The sequence below is a fragment of the Mesorhizobium metallidurans STM 2683 genome, from assembly GCF_000350085.1.
Taxonomy (GTDB): Bacteria; Pseudomonadota; Alphaproteobacteria; order Rhizobiales; family Rhizobiaceae; genus Mesorhizobium; species Mesorhizobium metallidurans.
In genome coordinates this window covers 1-22,336 of the sequence record NZ_CAUM01000134.1, presented here as the reverse complement: position 1 = coordinate 22,336, position 22,336 = coordinate 1, and the positions used below count along the sequence as shown (strand labels likewise).

Here is a 22,336-nt window from a genome sequence, read left to right as displayed (position 1 = left end):
AACGCATGCTTACACTGCTCGTCGATTTCGCGGACAAGATCTCGGTCTTCAACGTCTTTCGCTACATAACCTTCCGCACCGGCGGGGCGCTGATCACCGCCGCGTTGATCGTCTTCATCTTCGGACCGGCCATCATCAATTCGCTGCGGCTCAGGCAAGGCAAGGGCCAGCCGATCCGCGCCGACGGGCCGCAGACGCATTTCAAGAAGGCCGGCACGCCGACGATGGGCGGACTGATGATCCTGTGCGGCATCGTCGGCTCCTCGCTTCTGTGGGCCAACCTTTCCAGCATCTATGTCTGGGTGGTGCTGCTGGTGACGCTCGGTTTCGGCTCGATCGGCTTTTATGACGACTATCTCAAGGTGACCAAGCAATCGCATCTCGGCTTTTCCGGCAAGGCGCGGCTCGGGCTCGAATTCGTCATCGCCGGCATTGCCGCCTGGGTGATCATGCACAACGGCCAGGCGCCGTTCTCGTCGTCGCTGACTTTTCCCTTCGCCAAGGAATTTCTCGTCAATCTCGGCTGGTTCTTCATCCCGTTCTCCTGCTTCGTCATTGTTGGCGCCGGCAATGCTGTCAACCTGACCGATGGTCTCGACGGCCTGGCGATCGTACCGATCATGATCGCGGCGGCGTCCTTCGGCGTCATCGCCTACCTCTCCGGCAACGCGGTGTTCGCCGAATATCTGCAGATCCATTTCGTGCCCGGCACCGGCGAACTGGCGGTGGTTCTCGGCGCGGTCATCGGCGCCGGCCTCGGCTTCCTGTGGTTCAACGCACCGCCGGCGGCGATCTTCATGGGCGATACCGGCTCGCTGGCGCTGGGCGGCCTGATCGGCACGGTCGCGGTCGCCACCAAGCATGAGATCGTGCTGGTCATCGTCGGCGGGCTGTTCGTGGTGGAGATCCTGTCGGTCATCATCCAGGTCGGCTATTTCAAGATGACCGGCAAGCGCGTGTTCCTGATGGCGCCGATCCATCATCACTTCGAAAAGCTCGGCTGGACCGAGAGCCAGGTGGTGATCCGCTTCTGGATCATCGCCGTCATCCTGGCATTGGTCGGCCTGTCGACCCTGAAGCTCAGATAGGAGGCCGCTTGATCCCCGCAGCAGCCTTCGCCGGCAAACGCGTTTCGCTCTTCGGGCTCGGCGGCTCGGGGATCGCCACGGCGCGCGCGCTGATCGAGGGCGGGGCGGACGTGCTGGCCTGGGACGACAATCCCGACAGCGTCGCCAAGGCGGGCGCCGTCGGCATTGCGACCGGCGACCTGCGCGGCGCCGACTGGGCGAAATTCTCGGCTTTCGTGCTGTCGCCCGGCGTGCCGCTGACGCATCCGAAGCCGCATTGGAGCGTGGAGCTGGCGCGCGGCTCGGGCGTCGAGATCATCGGCGACATCGAGCTTTTCTGCCGCGAGCGGACCTTGCTGTCGCCGGCAGCGCCCTTCATCGCCATCACCGGCACCAACGGCAAATCGACGACCACGGCGCTGACGGCGCATATCCTGAAATCGGCCGGACGCGACACCCAGATGGGCGGCAATATCGGCCGCGCGGTGATGACGCTCGATCCGCCGGAGCCGGCGCGGCATTATGTCGTGGAATGTTCGTCCTATCAGATCGACCTGGCGCCCTCGATCAATCCGACCGCCGGCATCCTGCTCAATCTGACGCCCGATCATCTCGACCGTCACGGCACCATGCAGCGCTACGCCGCGATCAAGGAGCGGCTGGTGGCGGGCAGCGAGGTGGCGATCGTCGGCATCGACGATTCCTGGTGCGCCCAGATCGCCGACCGGCTGGAGCGGGCGGGGCGGCACGTCATCCGCATTTCCAAGCGCCTGCCGCTGACCGACGGCTATTTCGCCAGCGGCACCGATCTGATGGAGGCCGTGCATGGACGCTTCAGCCGCGTTGCCTTTCTCGAAGGCGTCGGCTCGCTGCGCGGCCAGCACAATGCGCAGAACGCGCTGGCCGCCGTCGCCGCCTGCCTCAAGGTCGGGCTGGAGCTTGGTGAGATCCAGTCGGGCCTGGAAAGCTTCCCCGGCCTGGCGCACCGCATGGAGCAGGTCGGCCGCAAGGGCCATGTGCTGTTCATCAACGATTCCAAGGCGACCAATGCCGACGCGGCGGCACCCGCTTTGTCGAGCTTCAACCGCATCTACTGGATCGCCGGCGGATTGGCCAAGGAAGGCGGCATCGAGCCGTTGCGCGGCTTCTTCCCGCGCGTCGCCAAGGCCTATCTGATCGGCGAGGCCGCGCCCGCCTTTTCGGCGACGCTGGGGGAGGCGGTGCCCTACGAGATATCGGGCACGCTTGCCGCGGCGGTCGAACATGCCGCCAGGGACGCGGCCGGGGATGACGGCGGCGAGGCAGTGGTGCTGCTTTCGCCGGCCTGCGCCAGTTTCGACCAGTTCAAGAATTTCGAAGTTCGCGGCGAAGCCTTCCGGCAAGCCGCGAACGCTGTTGATGGCGTCAAGCCCATCGGAGGGACACGATAATGCAAAGCCGTCTCGACAAAAGCCCGGTCGCCACCTGGTGGTGGACGGTCGATCGCTGGTTCCTGGCAGCGTTCCTGTCGCTGATGGGGCTTGGCATCGTGCTGTCCTTCGCGGCCAGCCCGGCGGTGGCCGAGCGCATCGGCCTCGGCAGCTTCCACTTCGCCACACGGCAGATCATCTTCACCATTCCAGCGCTTGGCGTGATGCTGGCGGTCTCCTTCCTTGAATCGCGGCAGATCAGGCGCATGGCGCTGGTCATGCTGTGCATCACGCTGGTCCTGATGGTGGCGGTGCTTTACATCGGCGTCGAGGTGAAGGGCGCGCGGCGCTGGGTGTCGCTTGCCGGCCTGTCGATCCAGCCATCGGAATTCCTGAAGCCGGCCTTCGTCATCATCTGCGCCTGGCTGTTTGCCGAGCACAAGCGCCAGCCCGACATTCCAGGCAATCTGTTCGCCATGCTGCTGCTGGCCCTTGTCATCTCGCTGTTGGTGGCGCAGCCGGATTTCGGCCAGACCATGCTGGTGCTCGGCACCTGGGGGGTGATGTTCTTCATGGCCGGATTGCCATGGCTGTGGATCATCGCGCTGGGCGCGGCCGGCATTGGCGGCGTGTTCGCCGCCTATACGGTGTTCCCGCACGTCGCCGGCCGCATCGACCGCTTCATGACCGGCGAGGGCGACACGTTCCAGGTCGACATGGGCCGCGAGGCGCTGATCAATGGCGGATGGTTCGGCGTCGGGCCGGGCGAGGGCACCGTCAAGCGTTTGATACCGGACAGCCACGCCGACTTCGTCTTTTCGGTCGCCGGCGAGGAATTCGGGCTGATCATGTGCTTCTTCATCATGTCCATCTTCGCCTTCATCGTGTTGCGCGGCCTCAACACGGCGCTGAAGGAGCAGGATGATTTCACGCGCTATGCGGTTGGCGGCCTGGTCACCGTCTTCGGCCTGCAGTCGGTCATCAACATGGCCGTCAATCTGCAGCTGATGCCGGCCAAGGGCATGACCCTGCCGTTCATCTCCTATGGCGGCTCCTCGCAGATCGCCATCGCCATTTCCATGGGCATGGTGCTGGCGCTGACGCGCAAACGGCCGGAACGGCGCAAGCAGATGGGCTTTGCACCGGCGGCGCGCGCCATGCCGGCGGAATGAAATGGCGAAGGGGGTCATTCTTCTGACGGCAGGCGGCACCGGCGGGCATCTGTTCCCGGCCGAGGCGCTGGCGCATGAACTGAACCGGCGCGGCTGGACGGTGCATCTGGCAACCGATGATCGTGCCGAGCGTTTTGCCGGCCAGTTCCCGGCGGCCAGCATCCATCCGATCCAGTCGGCGACGATGGGTTCGAAAAGTCCTTTCGCCGTGCTTGCCGCCTTCTGGAAGATCTGGCGCGGGGTGCGCCAGGCCTCCGCCGTGATCGGCCGGATCAAGCCCGCCGTGGTCGTCGGCTTCGGCGGTTATCCGACGCTGCCGCCGCTCTATGCGGCGACGCGGCGCAAGGTGCCGACGCTGATCCACGAGCAGAACGCGGTGATGGGGCGCGCCAACCGGGCGCTGGCAGGCCGCGTCGACGCCATCGCCGGCGGGTTCCTGCCACAGGATGCCAGTGCGGCGGGCGTCAAGACGGTGACGACAGGCAATCCGGTCAGGCCGCAAGTGCTGGAGGCGGCAAGGACGCCCTACAGCGCGTCCACAGGCAAGCAGCCGTTCCGGTTCCTGGTGTTCGGCGGCAGCCAGGGCGCACAGTTCTTTTCCGATGCGGTGCCGCCGGCGATCGCGCTGCTTTCCGACGCACAGCGCAAGCGGCTTGGTATCACGCAGCAGGCACGCGCCGAGGATGTGGAGAAGGTGAAGGCTGCCTATGCCGCTCTTGGCATAGAGGCCGAGGTGTCGCCGTTCTTCACCGACATGGCGGCGCGTATGGCTGCGGCGCATCTGGTGATGTCGCGATCCGGCGCGTCGACCGTGTCGGAAATCGCAGTGGTCGGCCGCCCGGCGCTGCTGGTGCCCTATCCGCATGCGCTCGACCACGACCAGGCGGCCAACGCCGCGGCCCTTGCCGCGGCAGGAGGTGCGGAGGTACATGCGCAATCCTCGCTCTCGCCCGAACGCATCGCCGCACTGGTCGGTGGGCTGATAGACGATCCGGAGCGGCTCGCCACGATGGCGGCGGCGGCGAAATCGGCCGGAAAACCGGATGCGGCGCGGTTGCTCGCCGATCTGACAGAGGCTATTGCGTCGAGGAAAACCGTTTCGGAATTCAGGAAGGAGACGCATTGATGAAGATGCCGCAGACGATCGGCCTTGTGCATTTCATCGGCATTGGCGGTATCGGCATGAGCGGCATCGCCGAGGTGCTGCACAATCTCGGCTATAAGGTGCAGGGGTCAGACCAGGCCGACAGCGCCAATGTGCACCGGCTGCGCGACAAGGGCATCGAATGCTTCGTCGGCCATCAGGCCGACAATATCGGCGACGCCGAGGTGATCGTCGTCTCGACCGCGATCAAGAAATCCAATCCGGAACTGAAGGCCGCGCGCGAAAAGCTGCTGCCCATCGTGCGGCGCGCGGAAATGCTGGCCGAATTGATGCGCTTCCGCCAGGCGGTGGCGATCGGCGGCACGCATGGCAAGACGACCACGACCTCGATGGTGGCGACGCTGCTCGAAGCAGGCGGGCTCGATCCGACCGTCATCAACGGCGGCATCATCAATGCGTATGGCACCAACGCCCGCATGGGCGATGGCGAATGGATGGTGGTCGAGGCCGACGAGAGCGACGGCACCTTCCTGAAGCTGCCGGCCGACATCGCCGTCGTCACCAACATCGATCCCGAGCATCTCGACCATTACGGCTCGTTCGACAATGTGCGCGAGGCGTTCCGCCAGTTCGTCGAGAACGTGCCGTTCTACGGCTTCGGCGTGATGTGCACCGACCATCCGGAAGTGCAGGCGCTGGTCGGCCGCATCGAGGACCGGCGCGTCATCACCTATGGCGAGAATGCGCAGGCCGATGTGCGCTTCACCAACCACCGCATGGCGGGTGCGACCTCGGAGTTCGACGTGGTGATCCGCGACCGCAAGACGCGCGGCCAGACGACGATATCAGACCTGCGCCTGCCGATGCCTGGCCGCCACAACGTCTCCAATGCGACGGCGGCGATTGCCGTGGCGCATGAGCTTGGCCTTTCCGCGGAGGCGATCAAGAAGGGCCTGTCGTCCTTCGCCGGCGTCAAGCGCCGCTTCACCCATACCGGCTCGTGGAACGGCGTCGACGTCTACGACGATTACGGCCACCATCCGGTCGAGATCTCGGCGGTGCTGAAGGCGGCGCGCAGCGCCACCAAGGGCCGCGTCATCGCCATTGCCCAGCCGCATCGCTACACCCGGCTGCATGATCTGTTCAACGAGTTTTCCGCCTGCTTCAACGACGCCGACACCGTGATGGTGGCGCCGGTCTACGCGGCGGGCGAAGAGCCGATCGACGGGGTGACATCGGATGCGCTGGTGTCGCGCATCCGCGCCGGCGGCCATCGCGACGCCCGCTACATCGAAGGCCCGGCGGCAATCGCGCCGGTTATCCGCGATCTGGCCAAACCAGGCGATTTCGTCATCTTCCTCGGCGCCGGCAACATCACCCAATGGGCCTATGCGCTGCCCAGGGAACTCGGCGGAAGCGTGTCATGATGCGCGGCCAGGCATTGATCGACAAGCTTGGCGACCGGCTTGCCGGCCTGCGCGGCCGCATCACGCCCAATGCCGAGATGGACAAGATCACCTGGTTCCGCGCCGGCGGGCTTGCCGACGCGCTGTTCCAGCCGGCGGACGAGGAAGATCTCGCCGCGTTCCTGAAGGCGGTTCCCGAAGAGATCCCGCTGACCATCGTCGGTGTCGGCTCGAACCTTCTGGTGCGTGATGGCGGCGTGGCGGGCTTCGTCATCCGGCTTTCGGCCAAGGGTTTTGGCGAGGCCGAGACGATCGGCCCGACGAGGATCAAGGCGGGCGCCGCCACGCCCGACAAGCGCCTTGCCGCAGCGGCCTACGAGGCGGGCATCGGCGGATTCCATTTCTACCACGGCATTCCAGGCGCCATCGGCGGGGCGCTGCGGATGAACGCCGGCGCCAATGGCGTCGAGACGCGCGAGCGCGTCGTCGAGGTGCGGGCGCTCGACCGCAAAGGCAATGCGCATACGCTGAGCAATGCCGACATGGGCTACGCCTATCGCCATTCGGCAGCACCTTCCGGGCTGATCTTCACCTCGGCCTTGTTCGAAGGCGCGCTGGAAGACAAGGCCACGATCAAGGCGGCGATGGATGCCGTCCAGCATCATCGCGAGACAGTGCAGCCGATCCGGGAAAAGACCGGCGGCTCGACCTTCAAGAATCCTGAAGGCACCTCGGCCTGGAAGGAGATCGACAAGGCGGGGTGCCGGGGGCTGATGATCGGCGGCGCGCAGATGTCGCCAATGCATTGCAACTTCATGATCAACACCGGAACCGCGACCGGCTACGACCTCGAATATCTCGGCGAGACGGTGCGCACGCGCGTGCTCGAGAATTCAGGAATCCGGCTACAATGGGAAATCAAGCGCGTCGGCGAGTTCCGGCCGGGGCATGCGGTGCAGGAGTTTCTCGGGCAATTGCTTTAGCGCGATCTGATGTTCATGTAATGCTTGAACTTCAAACGATGTGAATCACCGCGCGACCGTTGCGCCAAAGACTCACAACGCAATTTTTATGGCCGTTTTTACGGAAAGTGAATCTCTCGGAATCGTAAGGACTTGCCAGTGAATCAACTCTCTGATTCTCTGCCTGAAAGCGTTTCCTGATTTGAGTCGTTCGACGCGTTCCCGCGTTTTCCGTCTGGGGGGCAACCTGCCGGGAGACTCGGACTCAAGGTCGCGGAAATCGTGAGAGCAAGGACCGCTCTGATCGAGAGTTGCCGGCCCGCCGTGAGAGGGGATGACGGGAAATGAAAAGCAAGCATGTGGCCGTTCTGCTGGGGGGATTCTCGTCCGAGCGGCCCGTGTCTCTGTCCTCGGGGAAAGCGTGTGCCGATGCGCTCGAGAATGAAGGCTACCGGGTCACTCGCGTCGATGTCTCGCGCGATGTCGGATCGGTGCTGGGTGAACTCAAGCCCGACGTCGCCTTCAATGCGCTGCATGGCCCATTCGGCGAGGACGGCACCATCCAGGGCATCCTTGAATATCTGGGGATCGCCTATACACATTCCGGCGTGCTGGCTTCGGCGCTGGCCATGAACAAGGAGCAGGCCAAGAAGATCGCCAAGGCTTCCGGCATTCCGGTGGCGGAATCGAAGGTGACCGATCGCTTCGCCATCCAGAACAAGCATCCGATGAAGCCGCCCTATGTGGTCAAGCCGGTCAGCGAAGGGTCGAGCTTCGGCGTCGTCATCGTGCATGAGGGTCAGTCGCATCCGCCGCAGGTCATCGGCTCGTCCGACTGGAAATATGGCGATACCGTCATGGTGGAGCGCTACATTCACGGCCGCGAGCTGACCTGCGCGGTGATGGGCGATGTCGCGCTCGGCGTCTGTGAGGTCATACCGACCGGCCATTCCTTCTACGACTATGATTCAAAATACGTCGCGGGCGGATCAAAACACGAATGCCCGGCAAAAATTTCACCGAATATTTACCAAAAAATACAGACACTGGCGCTCAAGGCTCACCAAGCTGTCGGTTGCCGGGGCGTTTCCCGGTCGGACTTCCGCTATGACGATCGTCACTCCGAAAACGGCGAAATTGTCTGGCTCGAGATCAACACTCAGCCTGGCATGACGCCGACATCCTTGGTGCCCGAAATCGCCGCGCAAGCGGGACACTCGTTCGGCGATTTGTTGAGTTGGATGGTGGAGGACGCTTCGTGTTTGCGTTGAGGTGGGGACAGGGCAAGGAGAGGGGCGCGGCCGGGCCGACGCTGTTCGGCATGCCGTTGTCGTTCGACCATTTCGTATTGCCGCGCCTGCTTCGCCGGCCGGTGCGCGTTTTGGCGCGCCTGGGCGAGGGTGACTTTGAGGCGCCGCCTTTCTCCGCCGCAATCCTGTCGGCGGTGCTTCTGGCGTCGAGTGGCGCCTATGGCGCCTATCTCGGCGGACATGTCGACAGCATCGTCCAGAGCATCACTGCCCGCACCGGCTTTGCCGTCGACCAGATCAAGGTGGTCGGCAATCGCGAAACCTCCGAGATCGATATTCTCGAGGGGCTGGAGCTTGACGGCTGGACTTCGCTGATCGGGTTCGACGCCGAGGCCGCGCGGGAGCGCATTGCCACGCTGCCGTGGATCGAGGTCGCGGCGGTGCGCAAGGTCTATCCGCACACGCTGGAGGTGCGCGTCGAGGAGCGCGAGCCCTTCGCGCTCTGGCAGCAAGGCAGCGAGCTTTCCGTCATCGAGAAGTCCGGCAATGTGATCGCGCCGTTCTCCGGCGGCAAGCAGGCATTGCTGCCGCTGATCGTCGGCGCCGGAGCGCCGGCCAAAGCGCCCGATTTCATCTCCAGGATCAAGAAATATCCGGAGCTTGCCGCGCGGATCAAAGGCTATATCCGCATCGGCGAACGGCGCTGGGACCTGAAGCTGGAAAACGGCATCACCGTCAAGCTTCCCGAGGATGGCGAGGATCAGGCGATCGCCGACCTGGTCAGGATGGATTATGAGAACGGGCTTTTGACGCGCGACATCGCCGCCGTCGACATGCGCCTTTCCGATCGTCTCGTCGTCCAGCTGACGCCGGAAGCGGCGACGCAGCGCGAGGCCGCGCTCAACGAAAAGCCTAAAATACTGAAGCGCAAGCCGGAGACGAAGATATGAGCTGGCTTGGCGGCAACAGCGATGCCTCGTCGCGCCGGTCCGGCACCATGACGGTGCTGGATGTCGGCTCGAGCAAGGTGTGCTGCGTGGTGGCGAAGCTCAAGCCGCGCGAGGACGGCAAGCTGTTGCGCGGGCGCTCGCATCGCATCCAGGTGATCGGCATCGGCCATCAGAAGTCGCAAGGCGTGAAATCGGGCGTCGTCATCGATCTCGACAGGGCCGAGCACGCCATCCGCCTTGCCGTCGACGCCGCCGAGCGCATGGCCGGCCTGACGGTGGATTCGCTGATCGTCAACATGACGGCCGGCCGGCTGAAGAGCGAGACATTCTCGGCCACCATCAACCTTGGCGGCCATGAGGCCGACGAGGCCGACATCAAGCGCGTGCTTGCCGCCGGCGCCAAACAGGCGCTCCGGGCCGAGCGGGAGGTGATCCATTCGCTTCCCGTCGGATTTTCGCTGGACGGCGAGCGCGGGGTGCGCGATCCGCGCGGCATGGTCGGCGATCGGCTCGGCGTCGACATGCATGTGCTGACGGGCGACGCTGCTCCGTTGCGCAACCTGGAGCTCTGCATCAACCGCTCGCATCTGTCGGTCGAGCGCATGGTGGCGACGCCCTATGCCAGCGGGCTGGCCGCACTGGTCGACGACGAACTCGAAATGGGCGCTGCCTGCATCGACATGGGCGGCGGCACGACGACGATCTCGGTGTTTTCGGAAGGCAAGTTCGTGCATGGCGACGCCATCGCCATCGGCGGCAACCACGTCACGCTGGACATGGCCAAGGGCCTGTCGACCTCGCTCGACGCCGCCGAGAGGCTGAAGGTGATGCATGGCTCCGCGCTGCCCGGCAGCGCCGACGACCGCGACCTGGTGTCGATCCAGCCGATCGGCGAGGAAGGCGAGGTGCCGTTGCAGATACCGCGTTCGGTGATGACGCGCATCATCCGCGCGCGCATCGACGAGACGCTCGAACTGTTGCGCGACCGGCTGAACAAGTCCGGCTACGGCAATGCCGTCGGCAAGCGCGTGGTGCTGACAGGCGGCGCCAGCCAGCTTTCCGGCCTGCCGGAGGCGGCGCGCCGGATTCTCGGACGCAATGTGCGCATCGGCCGGCCGCTCGGCGTGGCGGGCCTGCCGGAGGCGGCCAAGGGACCGGCTTTCTCGACGCCGGTCGGGCTTTTGATCTACCCGCAGATGGCGAGCTTCGAGAGCCATCCGGCGAAAGGCATTTCCGGTCTGAGAATGACCGGAACGGGCGGAAAACTGCATCGAATGAGTCAGTGGTTGAGAGACAGTTTCTAATTGACGGGGGCAGCCCCATAGGCGGCCGCGGCGGCGAAGCGGCGTGAAAGGCAAAGGACGGAGACAATGACCATCAATCTGCAAAAGCCGGACATCACCGAGCTCAAGCCGCGGATCACCGTGTTCGGTGTCGGCGGTGGCGGCGGCAATGCTGTCAACAACATGATCACCGCGGGCTTGCGCGGTGTCGAGTTCGTCGTGGCCAACACCGACGCACAGGCGCTGACCATGTCCAAGGCGGAGCGGTTGATCCAGCTCGGCGCGCATGTGACCGAAGGTCTGGGCGCGGGATCGCAGCCGGAAGTCGGCCGCGCGGCGGCGGAAGAATGCATCGACGAGATCATCGATCATCTGTCGAACACCCATATGTGCTTCGTCACGGCCGGCATGGGCGGCGGCACCGGCACGGGAGCGGCTCCGGTTGTCGCGCGGGCTGCCCGTGAAAAGGGCATCCTCACGGTGGGCGTCGTCACCAAGCCGTTCCATTTCGAAGGCCAGCGCCGCATGAAGACGGCGGATTTCGGCATCGAGGAATTGCAGAAATGCGTCGACACCCTGATCGTCATCCCCAACCAGAACCTGTTCCGGCTGGCCAATGACAAGACGACCTTCGCCGACGCCTTCGCCATGGCCGACCAGGTGCTCTATTCGGGTGTCGCCTGCATCACCGACCTGATGGTCAAGGAAGGCCTGATCAATCTCGACTTCGCCGACGTCCGCTCGGTGATGCGCGAAATGGGCAAGGCAATGATGGGCACGGGCGAGGCCTCGGGCGAGGGACGCGCCATGGCCGCCGCCGAAGCCGCGATCGCCAACCCGCTGCTCGACGAGACCTCGATGAAGGGCGCCAAAGGTCTGCTGATCTCGATCACCGGCGGTCGTGACCTCACCCTGTTCGAAGTCGACGAGGCGGCTACCCGCATCCGCGAGGAGGTCGACCAGGACGCCAACATCATCCTCGGCGCGACGTTCGACGAGGATCTCGAAGGCGTCATCCGCGTCTCGGTGGTCGCCACCGGCATCGACAAATCGGCGGCTGAAATCGCCGCCGCGCCAATCGCCATCCGCGCGGCGCCGCCAAAGCCGGTTAACCGCCCGGCGGTCCCGGTCGCGGAAAGCCGTCCGGCGCCTGTCCAGAACGTCTATGAGCCACGCGCGGCCGACCCGGTTGCCGAGGCGATCCAGCTTGCCGAGGCCAACGCCGCGGCGATGGCGCGTCCCGCACCGGTTGCCCAGGCGGAAGACTTCCGCCCGCAGAGCAAGATCTTCCAGGCGCCGCCTGCCCAGCCGCAGCCGGTGGTCCAGCAGGCGATGCCGCAGCGTGAAGTGCTTCAGCCGGTGGCCGCCGCACCCCAGCGCATGCCGCGCGTCGAGGATTTCCCGCCTGTGGTGAAGGCTGAGGTGGAAGCCAAGAGCCGTCCGGCCGATCATGAAAACAGCGGGCCGATGGGGCTGATCAAGCGCCTGACAAGCGGTCTGACCCGCCGCGAAGAGGAACCCGCACGGCTGCAGCCGGCACTGCCGCGTGAACCGAAGCTGCGCCAGGCGGCCCCAGAGGTGCGTCGCCTTGCCAGCCAGGATCCGCAGCTTTACGCGCCGCGCCGCGGCCAGTTGGACGATCAGGGCCGGCTGACGCCGCAGGCCAGGACCATGCAGGAAGACGATCAGCTGGAGATTCCGGCATTCCTGCGCCGCCAGGCCAACTGACCTGTTAACAGTCCGTAACAATTGTTAACAGGCAAGCAAGAGATCGTTTGCCTGTTAACTTAAAAAGCCCTTGTAAAACAGAGCGTTATGGCGCTCAACTCACTTCTGGCCGTGGTTACAAAGAGTAAGAAACCGTGATTTGGAGTCTCCCTGCCGGATCACTATCTTCCCGCGACTAACATCGGTTTGCCGGGATTCGGGGAAGTGGCCCTGCCTGCCGATCAATCAAGTGCCGCGCCCTTTGGGCCGACAGAGCGGACTTGGGCAGCATGGGCTATGGGGTTTGTCTTGCAGGACTACCAGACGACACTTAAATCGCGTGCGACGCTGACGGGTACCGGCGTTCACAGCGGCAAACCCGTTACCGTTCATTTCCTGCCGGCGGATGCCGACACGGGCGTGGTGTTCCAGCTTTCAAATGGAAGCGAGAGCCGCGAATTCCGTGCGCTTGTCGCCGAAGTCGGCGCCACCGATCTCTGCACCATGCTCGGCGACCCCGGAGGCGAGCATATTGCCACCGTCGAACATCTGATGGCCACTGTCTTCGGCCTTGGCATCGACAACATCGTCATCGAAATCGACGGTCACGAGGTTCCGATCCTCGACGGCAGCGCCATGCCGTTCGTCGAGGCCGTGGACCAGGCCGGCATCGACACGCTGCCGGTCAAGCGCCGGTATATAAGAGTGGTCAAGCCGGTTCGTATCGAGAACGGCGCGTCCTGGGCGGAGTTCAGGCCCTATGACGGCACGCGCTTCGAAATCGAGATCGATTTCGAAAGCCCGGCGATCGGCCGTCAGCTCTTCGCGTCCGACATCAACCCCGATATTTTTCGTCGCGACGTCGCGCGGGCCCGCACCTTTGGCTTCATGAAGGATGTGGAGCGGCTGTGGGCCGCCGGCTACGCGCTTGGCTCGTCGCTGGAGAACTCGCTGGTGATCGGCGACGACAACCGCGTGATCAACATGGGAGGCCTGCGCTTTCCCAACGAATTTGCCCGCCACAAGACGCTGGACGCCATGGGCGATCTGGCGCTGGCCGGCGCCCGGTTCATCGGCTGCTTCCGGTCGTATCGCGGCGGCCACAGGCTGAACGCGGCGGCGTTGCGCCGCCTGTTGTCGGACCGTTCGGCCTTCGAGATCGTCGAGACGACGCGCCGCGAGCGTGGCCGTGCGGCCGAGATGAGCGCTGTCTACGCGCCCGTCTACGCCCCTTGGATGATCTGATTTTTAACGTTTTTCAGGCCTTATGAGGGTCGACCTGTGTTGCATGAATGCACCATAGGTCGCTGAAAAGGCATAGGCGTTCAGGCGACGCCAAACCGCCACAAAAATGTGCGATTGGCCGGCGATAGCGTTGCCGGGCAAGGCGGTTATGGTTTATGGCTGCTGCCGACGACTGGTGCATGTCGCTCAAAAGTGGGTGCCGGTTGGGGACAACGACATGCGAAGTGCATCAAAATAACGCCGAAAGGGCGGAATCCAATCATGGTCTTCAAGCGAGTTGGTCAATCGAAAGCGCCGCAACGGGCTGTTTTCCTGGCGCTTTCGGTGGTTGTTCCATCGCTCTTCCTGTCTGCCTGCATGTCGTCCGAGAAAGATGTCGATCTGTCGACCTATGTCGAGCAGACCGAACCGGCCGACGTTCTCTACAATCAGGGACTCGCCAATCTGAACGCCGGTCGTCTGGACGAGGCGAGCAAGAAGTTCGACGCGGTCGACCGCCAGCACCCCTATTCGGAATTCGCCCGCAAATCGATGGTGATGGGCGCCTTCGCCGACTATCGCAAGGGGAGCTATGACGAGGCGATCGGTTCGGCCAAGCGCTATCTTACCCTCTATCCATCGACCGAGGACGCCGCCTATGCCCAGTACATCATCGGGCTCAGTTACTACCGGCAGATCAAGGACGTCACCCAGGACCAGAAGGAAGCGCGCCAGACCGTGCAGACCATGCAGGATCTGGTGACGCGCTGGCCCGATTCGGAATATGTCGACGACGCCAAGGAAAAGATCCGCTTCGCCAACGACCAGCTTGCCGGCAAGGAGATGCAGATCGGCCGCTACTATCTCGAGCGGCGCGAATATATCGCGTCCGTCAAGCGGTTCCGCAATGTGGTGGAAAACTATTCCAATACGCGCCATGTCGAGGAAGCGCTCGCGCGTCTGACCGAAAGCTACTACGCGATGGGCCTGACATCGGAAGCGCAGACCGCCGCTGCCGTGCTCGGCACCAACTACCCCGACAGCCAGTGGTACAAGGATTCCTACAAGCTCCTGCAGAGTGGTGGGCTCGAACCGCGCGAGAATGCCGGGTCGTGGATATCCAAGGCCGGGAAGCTGATCACCGGCGCCTGATGCAGGCGTAGCGATGCTTTCCAGATTGTCGATCCGCGATATCGTTCTGATCGAGAAGCTGGACATCGACTTCTCGTCCGGCCTTTCGGTGCTGACCGGCGAAACCGGAGCCGGGAAATCCATCCTGCTCGACGCACTGTCGCTGGCGCTCGGCGCCCGCGGCGATGCCTCGCTGGTCCGCCATGGCGCGGCGCAAGGCCAGGTGATTGCCGTGTTCGACGTGCCGCGCAACCATCCTGCCCGAACGCTGCTTGCCGACAACGCCATCGAGGATGACGGCGACGTCATCCTGCGCCGCGTGCAGACGGCGGACGGCCGCACCCGCGTCTTCGTCAACGACCAGCCTTCCAGCGTGACGCTGATGCGCGATGTCGGCCACGCTCTGGTCGAGATTCACGGCCAGCACGACGAGCGCGCCCTGGTCGACCCTGGCGCGCATCGCGACTTGCTGGACAGTTTTGGCGGCCATCTCGGCGCGGTGCGTGCGACAGGTGAGGCGTGGCGCTACTGGCGCAGCTGCGAGCAGGACCTGGCCAAGCACCGCGCCAAGGTTGAGGCGGCGGCGCGCGAGGCCGACTATCTGCGCGCCGCGGTCGCCGAATTGACGAAGCTCGATCCCCAGCCCGGTGAAGAGACCGAGCTGGCGGAATTGCGCGCCACGATGATGCGGGCGGAAAAGATCGCCTCGGAAATCCATGACGCGCAGGATGTGCTTTCCGGTCCATCCTCGCCCCTGCCGCAGCTCGCCAGCCTGTTGCGGCGTCTGCAGCGCAAGGTAACGGAAGCGCCGGGCTTGCTCGACGATGTGGTCAAGTCGCTTGACGAGGCGATGCTGTCGCTCGACGCGGCGCAATCGGGCGTCGAAGCCGCACTTCGCGCCACTGAGTATGATCCGCAACGGCTGGAAAAGGCGGAAGAGCGGCTGTTTTCGCTGCGCGCCGCCTCGCGCAAGCACAGCGTGGCGGTCGACGACCTGGCGCAGCTGCGCGACACGATGGTGGCCGATCTTGCCGATCTCGATGCCGGCGAGGAGCGTCTGCATGGGTTGGAAAAGCAGGCCGCGGCCGCGCGCGAGGCCTACGACATTTCCGCCGCACAGCTATCGTCGCTTCGCCATGCGGCGGCCGTGGGGCTGACCAAGGCCGTCATGGCCGAATTGCCGGCGCTGAAGCTCGAACGGGCCGAATTCATCGTCGAAATGACGAGCGCGGCCGAAAACCGCATGGAAGAAGGCATCGACCAGGTCGAATTCTGGGTGCGCACCAATCCCGGCACCAGGCCCGGCCCAATGATGAAGGTCGCTTCCGGCGGCGAGCTGTCGCGCTTCCTGCTGGCGCTGAAAGTGGCGCTGGCCGACCGCGGCTCGGCGCCAACCCTGGTCTTCGACGAGATCGACACCGGCGTTGGCGGCGCCGTGGCGGACGCCATCGGCCAAAGGCTGGCGCGACTGTCGAAGCGCGTGCAGGTGCTTTCGGTTACGCACGCGCCGCAAGTCGCGGCGCGGGCGGCGACGCATTTCCTGATCTCCAAGTCCGGCGGCGCCGACAGGGTTGCAACAGGCATCGCCGAGATGGACCGAGCGGCGCGCCAGGAAGAGATCGCGCGCATGCTGGCCGGCGCGACCATCACCGACGAAGCCCGCGCGGCGGCCGAGCGACTGTTGCGCGAGAATACGGCCGCGGCATAGAAACGGCGGTCTATCTCCGAAATCCAGGCTTTCGGACGGAGCAGGATATGGCTCCATCCCGCTGTTCAGGAATGATTTTCGAGGGCCTGGTCTCTCCCTCATGGGAGAATCCTGTTCTATTGTGTCGCGCCACGTTCAGGGAAGAAAAGCATGTCGGAAAAGCCAGTCGATTCGCTGAGCGAAAGCGAAGCCGCCAGCGAGCTGAAGCGGCTGGCGGAGGAGATTGCCGAGCACGACCGGCGCTACCATACCGAGGACGCGCCGACAATCACGGACGCGGAATATGACGCGCTGACGCGGCGCAATCTCGCCATCGAAGACCGCTTCCCCAGCCTGGTGCGCGAGGATTCGCCATCGCGCCGGGTCGGCTCGCCGCCGGCGGAAGGCTTTGCCAAGGTGCGCCACGCGGTGCCGATGCTCAGCCTCGCCAAGGCCTATACCGACCAGGACGTCACCGATTTCATCGAACGCGGCCGGCGGTTCTTCGACCGCGACAAGGATCTCGACATCGCCTTCACTGCCGAGCCGAAGATCGACGGGCTGTCGGCTTCGCTGCGTTATGAAGGCGGCGTGTTCGTCCAGGGCGCAACACGTGGCGACGGCGCTGTCGGCGAGGACATCACCGCCAATCTCAGGACGATCGCCGATATTCCCAAGCACCTGAAAGGCTCAGGCTGGCCCGATGTCATCGAGATACGCGGCGAAGTCTACATGACCTATGCGGAATTCGAGGCATTGAAGCAACGGTCGGCGGCGGCCGGCGGCCAGGACTACGTCAATCCGCGCAATACGGCGGCCGGGTCGCTGCGCCAGAAGGATCCGTCGGTCACCGCCAGCCGCAACCTCAAATTCTTCGCCTATGCCTGGGGCTACACGACGTCGGATCCCGCTCCGACTCAATACGGTTCAGTGCAAAAGTTCGCGGAGTGGGGGTTCAAGATCAGCCCGCTGATGGTGCGGGCCAAGTCCGTCGAGGAACTGGTCGCGCACTACCACCTGATCGAGGAGCAGCGCTCATCGCTGGGCTACGACATCGACGGCGTCGTCTACAAGGTCGACCAGTTGGAGCTGCAGCGCCGATGGGGTTTCGTCACCGGCGAACCGCGCTGGGCCGTCGCCCATAAATTTCCGGCCGAACAGGCGATGACGACCGTGCAGAGGATCGACATCCAGGTTGGCCGCACCGGCACGCTGGCGCCTGTTGCACGGCTGGCGCCCGTCACGGTCGGCGGCGTGGTGGTCGAAAACGTCACGCTTCACAATGAAGACTACATCAAGGGCCTGGACAGCACCGGCCAGCCGATCCGCGACGGCATCGATGTACGCATCGGCGACACGGTGGTGATCCAGCGGGCAGGGGACGTCATTCCGCAGATCGTCAGCGTCGTCATCGACAAGCGGCCGGCCGATGCAGTGCCGTACGAATTTCCGCACTCTTGCCCGATCTGCGGTTCGCCCGCGACGCGCGAGATCAACGAGAAGACCGGCAAGGAAGATTCCCGCCGGCGTTGCACCGGCGAACTGATCTGTCCCGCGCAGGCCGTGGAAGGCTTGCGCCACTTCGTGTCGCGCGGCGCCCTGGATATCGAGGGGCTCGGCGCCGAAAACATCGACCTGTTCTTCAATGCGGGTTTGATCAAGACAGCCGCCGATATCTTCACGCTCAGGGATCGCCGTCCGGCGGTGACCAAGGCGCTGGCCGAGCGGCGCGAGGAGCAGGCCAGGCAGCGCGAGGCCGCATCGGGCAAGACGCGCAAGAATGTGCGCAGTGTCGAGGAACGCAATTATGAAGGCCTCGACAAGCTCTTCGCAGCCATCGACTCTCGCCGGGAACCCGAACTGGACCGTTTCATCTTCGCGCTGGGCATCCGCCATATCGGCGAAACGACGGCGGCCGTGCTTGCCCGGACCTTCTCGACCATCGAGGAGCTGATCCGCGTCGGCAAGGAGACGGCAAAGGCGGCCGATCCGCACATTGTCTTCCCATCGATCAACGGCATTGGCGACACGGTGATCGGCGCGCTTCGCGATTTCTTCGGCAATGAACGGAATGACGACGTGCTCGATGCGCTGCTCGCGCAGGTCCACCCGAAGCCGTACATCGTGGACGTCTCCGCCGACAGCGAGGTCGCCGGCAAGACGATCGTGTTCACCGGCACGCTGGAAAAGATGACACGTCCGGAAGCCAAGGCGATGGCGGAACGTCTCGGCGCCAAGGTCGCGGGCTCGGTTTCCGCCAAGACCGATCTGGTGGTTGCCGGACCGGGCGCCGGGTCCAAGCTCAAGCTCGCCACCGAACTCGGTATCGAGGTGATCGACGAGGACGCCTGGCTCGTGCGGATCGGCAAGGCGTGATGGCCGGCACGTTCGAGGGTTTCGGCCAGAAGGCCATTCCATTTCTCAAGGCGCTCGATTTCCACCAGAGCCGGGAGTGGTTTCAGGAGAACCGAGACCTCTACGAGCGGGAACTCTATGAGCCGTTCGGGGATCTGGTCGAAACGCTTTCCCAACGCTTCGCAGCGGCGGGACTGGGCTTGCGGGGCGATCGCAAGAGGTCACTGTTCCGCATCAACCGCGACGTGCGCTTTGCCAAGGACAAGCGGCCCTACAACAGCCATCTGTCGGCTATCCTGTCGCCGGACGGCAGCAAAATGGAGCAGGGCGTGTTCTTCGTTTACATCGGGCTCGACCGTTGCTTTGCCGGCGTTGCCTGGTGGCAGCCCGGTCCGGAGCTGCTGCAGGCCATGCGAAAGGCGATCGCGACGAAACCGGCGGAATTCCGCGGCCTGATCGGGAAACTGAAGAAAGCCGGGCTCGACCTCGACACGGAAGGATGCATGAAGCGCGCGCCACGCGGCTTCGAGCATGTCACGGAAGCCGATCTCGCCCAAGCTGTCCGCAACCGGCATTTCGCCGTCCGGCAGACGATCGATCCGGCCGCAATCCACACGCCGGCCCTGGTCGACGAACTCGTCGATTTCACGGTGCGCGCCAGGCCGCTGCTCGACTGGGGCAGGGCGATCCAGGGCAAGGTTTCGGCGGGTTAGGTTCTCTGGCCGCGGATGCGGCTATCGCGGTTACATCCGCATCAAAAGACCGCCATCGACGGGAAGTTCGATTCCGGTGATGTAGCTTGCTTCGTCGGAGAGCAGGAAAAGTGCTGCGTTGGCCATGTCCTGCGGCGTGCCGATCCGGCCGAGCGGCGCGTAACTGGCGACCGCCGAGCGCTTTTCCTCGGTGTCCCAGCGTGCCTGCAGCGGCGTCAGCGCCATGCCCGGACAGATGGCGTTGGACCGGATGCGGTCGCCGGCAAGCTGCATGGCTAGCGATTTGGAGAGCGCGCAGACGCCAGCCTTCGATGCCTGGTAGGCATCCTGCGGGTTCGCGTCGCCACGATACCACTGGATGGTCGAGAAATGGACCATGGCCCCGCCGCGTCCGCCGGAGCGCATGTAGGGAACGACCGATCGTGCCGTGTGCACGAAGGACTTCAGGTTGATGTTGAAGACCTGGTCCCAGACGTCGAGATCCATGTCGAGAGCCGATTTGTCGCGACCGAACCAGAGCACGCCGGCGACATTGGCGAGATAGTCGATGCCGCCGCGCTCGCGGCCCGCCGTGCCGACGACCTGTTCGACAAAGGCGGCGTCGGTGAGATCGCCCTGTGCGAAAGTGAGCCTGTCGTCATAGGAGGCGAGGGACGCTGGACGAGCCTTCACGTCGATAGCGGTAACGGATGCTCCCGCTTCGAGCAGCGCGAGCGTGATCGCTTCGCCCATGCCGCCACCGGCGCCAGCGACAACCGCGTGCCTGCCGGTGAAATCATAAACGATCATCTGTCTGCCCCTCATCTGCTTCGCCACGCGCGATCGCCGGACAATAGGGGCGGATAAAAATTCCATCAAGCCGTATTAGAAAAAATTTGCCAAAATGGAAAATCGCGATATCGTACCCTGATGACTTCCCAGTTCGAACGGATTTCACAACCATGAATTTGCATCCCGGCGCGCGGACCTTCTCCGTGACCTCTCCCGTCGACGGTTCGACCTATGCGACGCGCTTCTATGCCGACGGCACGGCAATCGAGGCCGCGCTGACGCGGGCCCGGGCGGCATTGCCCTCCTGGCGGCGGATGCCGGTGGCCGAGCGGCTGGCGATCCTGCAGCGCTTCGGCGAAGAGATGAAAGCTCGGGCCGCCCCGCTTGCCGAGATGGTCGCATGGCAGATAGGCCGACCGCTGTGGCAGGCCGACGAGACGCCGCGCTTGGCGCTGATCGGACAGCTGCTTTCCGACATTGCTCCGCAAACGCTGGCGGACGTGCCTTATCCCTCCGACGAGACCATCCGCCGCTATGCCCGGCCGGTGGCGGGCGGCCTTCATCTGTCGATCTGTGCCTGGAACTACCCGACCGCCATGCTGGGCTATCTGGTGACGTCGCCGCTTGCGGCCGGCAATGTCGTGATCTTCAAGCATTCGCCGCAGACACCTCTGATCGCGGAGGTGGCCGAGGAGGCTTTCCGCGCCGCCGGCGGGCCCGAAGGCGTGTTCCAAAGCTTGCATCTCGACCATGCCGATGCGGAGCGACTGATCGCGTCCGGCACCTTCAATGCGGTGAACTTCATCGGTTCGGTCAATGGCGGGCGGCGCGTCCATGCCGCCGCCGCCGGCACGTTCACGCAAGTGCATCTCGAGCTCGGCGGCAAGGATCCGACCTATGTGCGCGCCGATGCCGACCTCGAGGCGGCGATACCGCAGATCGCCGAAGGCACATACTCCAATGCCGGCCAGTCCTGCTGTTCGGTGGAGCGCATCTATGTCGACCGGGCGATCCATGACCGCTTCGTCGACGCCCTTGTCGTCGAGACGGCGAAATGGACCATCGGACATCCGATCGGCGAGAAGCCGATGGTCGGCCCAGTGGTGCGGGCGAGCGCCGCCGACACGATTCGCGATCTCACCGAAAGGGCGGTGCGGGCAGGGGCGCGGCGGCTGATGCCGCAGGACGGCGCCCTAGTGGCCGAGGGGCTTGGCGCTGCTTACGTGGCTCCGGAAGTCCTGGTCGGGGTCGATCACGGCATGCAGATCATGCGCTACGAGCTGTTCGGGCCGGTGGCCTGTATCCAGCCCGTCAGCAGCGACGACGAGGCGCTTCGGTTGATGAACGACAGCGATTTCGGCCTGAGCGCCTCGATCTGGACGCAGGACATCGATCGCGGCGTGGCGCTGCTCGACGAGGTCGAGGCCGGCACCGTCTATCTCAACCGCTGCGACCACGCCGATCTGCATCTGCCCTGGGGCGGGGTCAAGAATTCAGGCCTCGGCCGCACCAATGGCCGTGCGGGCCTGACAGAAGCAACGGCGGCGAAGGCCTATCACATCCGCTCCGTCATCGGTTGAACTGGAGGTCGTCCGGTGAACGCTGGGGGCCTTGCAGGGCTTGACGATGCGACCGTCGAGAGGCTGGCCGCAGCCAGTGTCGAGCGGCTGTCGCCCGACGCGGCGAGCCCCTATCTGCTGATCGCCGAGCACGCCGGCAATCTCGTACCGGCGCCATGGCGTGATCTTGGCCTGGCGGCGCCCTATCTCGGCACGCATTTCGCCGTCGATATCGGCATCGACGCCTTGACGCGCCAGCTCTCGCGGACATTGCGGACGCCGGCCGTGGTTACGCATTATTCGCGGCTGTTCCTCGACTACAACCGCCCGGCGGCTGAGTGGGATTTCATGCGCCCGGATCTTGGCGGCATTCCGGTGCCCGGCAATCTCGCGGTCGATGCGGCGGACGCCAGGCTGCGCAAGCGCATCGCCTGGGCGCCGATCGAACAGGCGATCACCGAGACCGCGGCGGGCCGGCAGGCGCTCGTCTCGATACACTCCTTCACCCCGGTGATGGGTGGCATCAGGCGCGCCGTCGATATCGGCGTGCTGTGGCGCGAGCCGTCGCCCTTCGTCACGTCGGTG

19 protein-coding genes are annotated in these 22,336 nt (G+C 64.4%); 17 read left to right on the top strand and 2 right to left on the bottom strand.

All coding sequences use genetic code 11. The features are described from left to right. Positions 1-5 precede the first annotated feature (5 nt). The 15 genes from mraY to MESS2_RS21975 all read left to right on the top strand — a co-directional run bounded on the left by mraY (position 6) and on the right by MESS2_RS21975 (position 19,421). Positions 6-1,088 carry a phospho-N-acetylmuramoyl-pentapeptide-transferase gene (mraY, locus tag MESS2_RS22045; RefSeq protein ID WP_008876672.1) on the top strand — a complete coding sequence of 361 codons (1,083 nt, stop codon included), beginning with the start codon at positions 6-8 and terminating at the stop codon, positions 1,086-1,088. 8 nt (positions 1,089-1,096) lie between these two features. Continuing rightward, on the top strand, positions 1,097-2,497 hold the full coding sequence (gene murD, locus MESS2_RS22040) for a UDP-N-acetylmuramoyl-L-alanine--D-glutamate ligase (RefSeq protein WP_008876671.1): 1,401 nt from the start codon (positions 1,097-1,099) through the stop codon (positions 2,495-2,497). Next, on the top strand, positions 2,497-3,648 hold the full coding sequence (gene ftsW / locus MESS2_RS22035) for a putative lipid II flippase FtsW (protein ID WP_008876670.1): 1,152 nt from the start codon (positions 2,497-2,499) through the stop codon (positions 3,646-3,648). Before murD ends, ftsW begins: the two co-directional genes overlap by 1 nt. A gap of 1 nt (position 3,649) precedes the next feature. Further along, the gene (murG, locus tag MESS2_RS22030; RefSeq protein WP_008876669.1) at positions 3,650-4,774 is read left to right on the top strand and encodes an undecaprenyldiphospho-muramoylpentapeptide beta-N-acetylglucosaminyltransferase; all 1,125 of its coding nucleotides are present in this window, start codon (positions 3,650-3,652) and stop codon (positions 4,772-4,774) included. Continuing rightward, positions 4,774-6,180: a UDP-N-acetylmuramate--L-alanine ligase gene (murC, locus tag MESS2_RS22025; RefSeq protein ID WP_008876668.1), complete on the top strand. Its 1,407-nt coding sequence runs from the start codon at positions 4,774-4,776 to the stop codon at positions 6,178-6,180. Before murG ends, murC begins: the two co-directional genes overlap by 1 nt. Next, positions 6,177-7,142: a UDP-N-acetylmuramate dehydrogenase gene (gene murB, locus MESS2_RS22020; RefSeq protein WP_008876667.1), complete on the top strand. Its 966-nt coding sequence runs from the start codon at positions 6,177-6,179 to the stop codon at positions 7,140-7,142. The genes murC and murB overlap by 4 nt, the downstream gene beginning before the upstream one ends. Before the next feature lie 323 nt (positions 7,143-7,465). Continuing rightward, entirely contained in the window at positions 7,466-8,392 is a 927-nt protein-coding gene (locus MESS2_RS22015; protein ID WP_008876666.1) for a D-alanine--D-alanine ligase, read from the top strand. Further along, positions 8,380-9,321 carry a cell division protein FtsQ/DivIB gene (locus tag MESS2_RS22010; protein WP_008876665.1) on the top strand — a complete coding sequence of 314 codons (942 nt, stop codon included), beginning with the start codon at positions 8,380-8,382 and terminating at the stop codon, positions 9,319-9,321. The genes MESS2_RS22015 and MESS2_RS22010 overlap by 13 nt, the downstream gene beginning before the upstream one ends. Beyond that, positions 9,318-10,625 (top strand): cell division protein FtsA, encoded by a 1,308-nt coding sequence (gene ftsA / locus MESS2_RS22005; protein ID WP_008876664.1) that lies wholly within the window; start codon positions 9,318-9,320, stop codon positions 10,623-10,625. The genes MESS2_RS22010 and ftsA overlap by 4 nt, the downstream gene beginning before the upstream one ends. A 66-nt stretch (positions 10,626-10,691) precedes the next feature. After that, complete coding sequence (gene ftsZ, locus MESS2_RS22000) at positions 10,692-12,332, top strand: cell division protein FtsZ (RefSeq protein WP_008876663.1); 1,641 nt, start codon at positions 10,692-10,694, stop codon at positions 12,330-12,332. Positions 12,333-12,608: 276 nt separating this feature from the next. After that, positions 12,609-13,556 (top strand): UDP-3-O-acyl-N-acetylglucosamine deacetylase, encoded by a 948-nt coding sequence (gene lpxC / locus MESS2_RS21995; protein WP_008876662.1) that lies wholly within the window; start codon positions 12,609-12,611, stop codon positions 13,554-13,556. A gap of 261 nt (positions 13,557-13,817) precedes the next feature. Further along, entirely contained in the window at positions 13,818-14,687 is an 870-nt protein-coding gene (locus MESS2_RS21990; protein ID WP_008876661.1) for an outer membrane protein assembly factor BamD, read from the top strand. 13 nt (positions 14,688-14,700) lie between these two features. Next, entirely contained in the window at positions 14,701-16,374 is a 1,674-nt protein-coding gene (gene recN, locus MESS2_RS21985; RefSeq protein WP_008876660.1) for a DNA repair protein RecN, read from the top strand. Positions 16,375-16,524: 150 nt separating this feature from the next. Further along, positions 16,525-18,729 carry an NAD-dependent DNA ligase LigA gene (gene ligA / locus MESS2_RS21980; protein ID WP_008876659.1) on the top strand — a complete coding sequence of 735 codons (2,205 nt, stop codon included), beginning with the start codon at positions 16,525-16,527 and terminating at the stop codon, positions 18,727-18,729. Next, complete coding sequence (locus MESS2_RS21975; RefSeq protein WP_040593735.1) at positions 18,729-19,421, top strand: DUF2461 domain-containing protein; 693 nt, start codon at positions 18,729-18,731, stop codon at positions 19,419-19,421. Before ligA ends, MESS2_RS21975 begins: the two co-directional genes overlap by 1 nt. A 30-nt stretch (positions 19,422-19,451) precedes the next feature. Here the strand turns inward: MESS2_RS21975 and MESS2_RS21970 are convergent, their stop codons facing one another. Together MESS2_RS21970 and MESS2_RS32425 are read right to left on the bottom strand one after the other, a co-directional pair. After that, positions 19,452-20,210, bottom strand: a complete 759-nt coding sequence (locus tag MESS2_RS21970) for an SDR family NAD(P)-dependent oxidoreductase (RefSeq protein WP_008876657.1) — start codon at positions 20,208-20,210, stop codon at positions 19,452-19,454. Continuing rightward, the gene (locus MESS2_RS32425) at positions 20,197-20,364 is read right to left on the bottom strand and encodes a hypothetical protein (RefSeq protein ID WP_008876656.1); all 168 of its coding nucleotides are present in this window, start codon (positions 20,362-20,364) and stop codon (positions 20,197-20,199) included. Before MESS2_RS32425 ends, MESS2_RS21970 begins: the two co-directional genes overlap by 14 nt. On the opposite strand from MESS2_RS32425, the gene MESS2_RS21965 reads away from it, so the two are divergent. Both MESS2_RS21965 and MESS2_RS21960 read left to right on the top strand, forming a co-directional pair. Beyond that, the gene (locus MESS2_RS21965) at positions 20,363-21,772 is read left to right on the top strand and encodes an aldehyde dehydrogenase family protein (protein ID WP_008876655.1); all 1,410 of its coding nucleotides are present in this window, start codon (positions 20,363-20,365) and stop codon (positions 21,770-21,772) included. The two genes, MESS2_RS32425 and MESS2_RS21965, sit on opposite strands and share 2 nt — an antisense overlap. Before the next feature lie 15 nt (positions 21,773-21,787). Next, a partial coding sequence (locus MESS2_RS21960; RefSeq protein ID WP_209436124.1) for an N-formylglutamate amidohydrolase occupies positions 21,788-22,336 on the top strand: 549 nt, incomplete at its 3' end.

Bases quoted from the DNA above. Each gene is read 5' to 3' on its own strand.
- mraY (WP_008876672.1), top strand. From the start codon at position 6: ATGCTTACACTGCTCGTCGATTTCGCGGACAAGATCTCGGTCTTCAAC.
- ftsW (WP_008876670.1), top strand. From the start codon at position 2,497: ATGCAAAGCCGTCTCGACAAAAGCCCGGTCGCCACCTGGTGGTGGACG.
- murG (WP_008876669.1), top strand. From the start codon at position 3,650: ATGGCGAAGGGGGTCATTCTTCTGACGGCAGGCGGCACCGGCGGGCAT.
- murC (WP_008876668.1), top strand. From the start codon at position 4,774: ATGAAGATGCCGCAGACGATCGGCCTTGTGCATTTCATCGGCATTGGC.
- murB (WP_008876667.1), top strand. From the start codon at position 6,177: ATGATGCGCGGCCAGGCATTGATCGACAAGCTTGGCGACCGGCTTGCC.
- MESS2_RS22015 (WP_008876666.1), top strand. From the start codon at position 7,466: ATGAAAAGCAAGCATGTGGCCGTTCTGCTGGGGGGATTCTCGTCCGAG.
- ftsA (WP_008876664.1), top strand. From the start codon at position 9,318: ATGAGCTGGCTTGGCGGCAACAGCGATGCCTCGTCGCGCCGGTCCGGC.
- ftsZ (WP_008876663.1), top strand. From the start codon at position 10,692: ATGACCATCAATCTGCAAAAGCCGGACATCACCGAGCTCAAGCCGCGG.
- lpxC (WP_008876662.1), top strand. From the start codon at position 12,609: ATGGGGTTTGTCTTGCAGGACTACCAGACGACACTTAAATCGCGTGCG.
- MESS2_RS21990 (WP_008876661.1), top strand. From the start codon at position 13,818: ATGGTCTTCAAGCGAGTTGGTCAATCGAAAGCGCCGCAACGGGCTGTT.
- recN (WP_008876660.1), top strand. From the start codon at position 14,701: ATGCTTTCCAGATTGTCGATCCGCGATATCGTTCTGATCGAGAAGCTG.
- ligA (WP_008876659.1), top strand. From the start codon at position 16,525: ATGTCGGAAAAGCCAGTCGATTCGCTGAGCGAAAGCGAAGCCGCCAGC.
- MESS2_RS21975 (WP_040593735.1), top strand. From the start codon at position 18,729: ATGGCCGGCACGTTCGAGGGTTTCGGCCAGAAGGCCATTCCATTTCTC.
- MESS2_RS21970 (WP_008876657.1), bottom strand. From the start codon at position 20,210: ATGATCGTTTATGATTTCACCGGCAGGCACGCGGTTGTCGCTGGCGCC.
- MESS2_RS21965 (WP_008876655.1), top strand. From the start codon at position 20,363: ATGAATTTGCATCCCGGCGCGCGGACCTTCTCCGTGACCTCTCCCGTC.
- MESS2_RS32425 (WP_008876656.1), bottom strand. From the start codon at position 20,364: ATGGTTGTGAAATCCGTTCGAACTGGGAAGTCATCAGGGTACGATATC.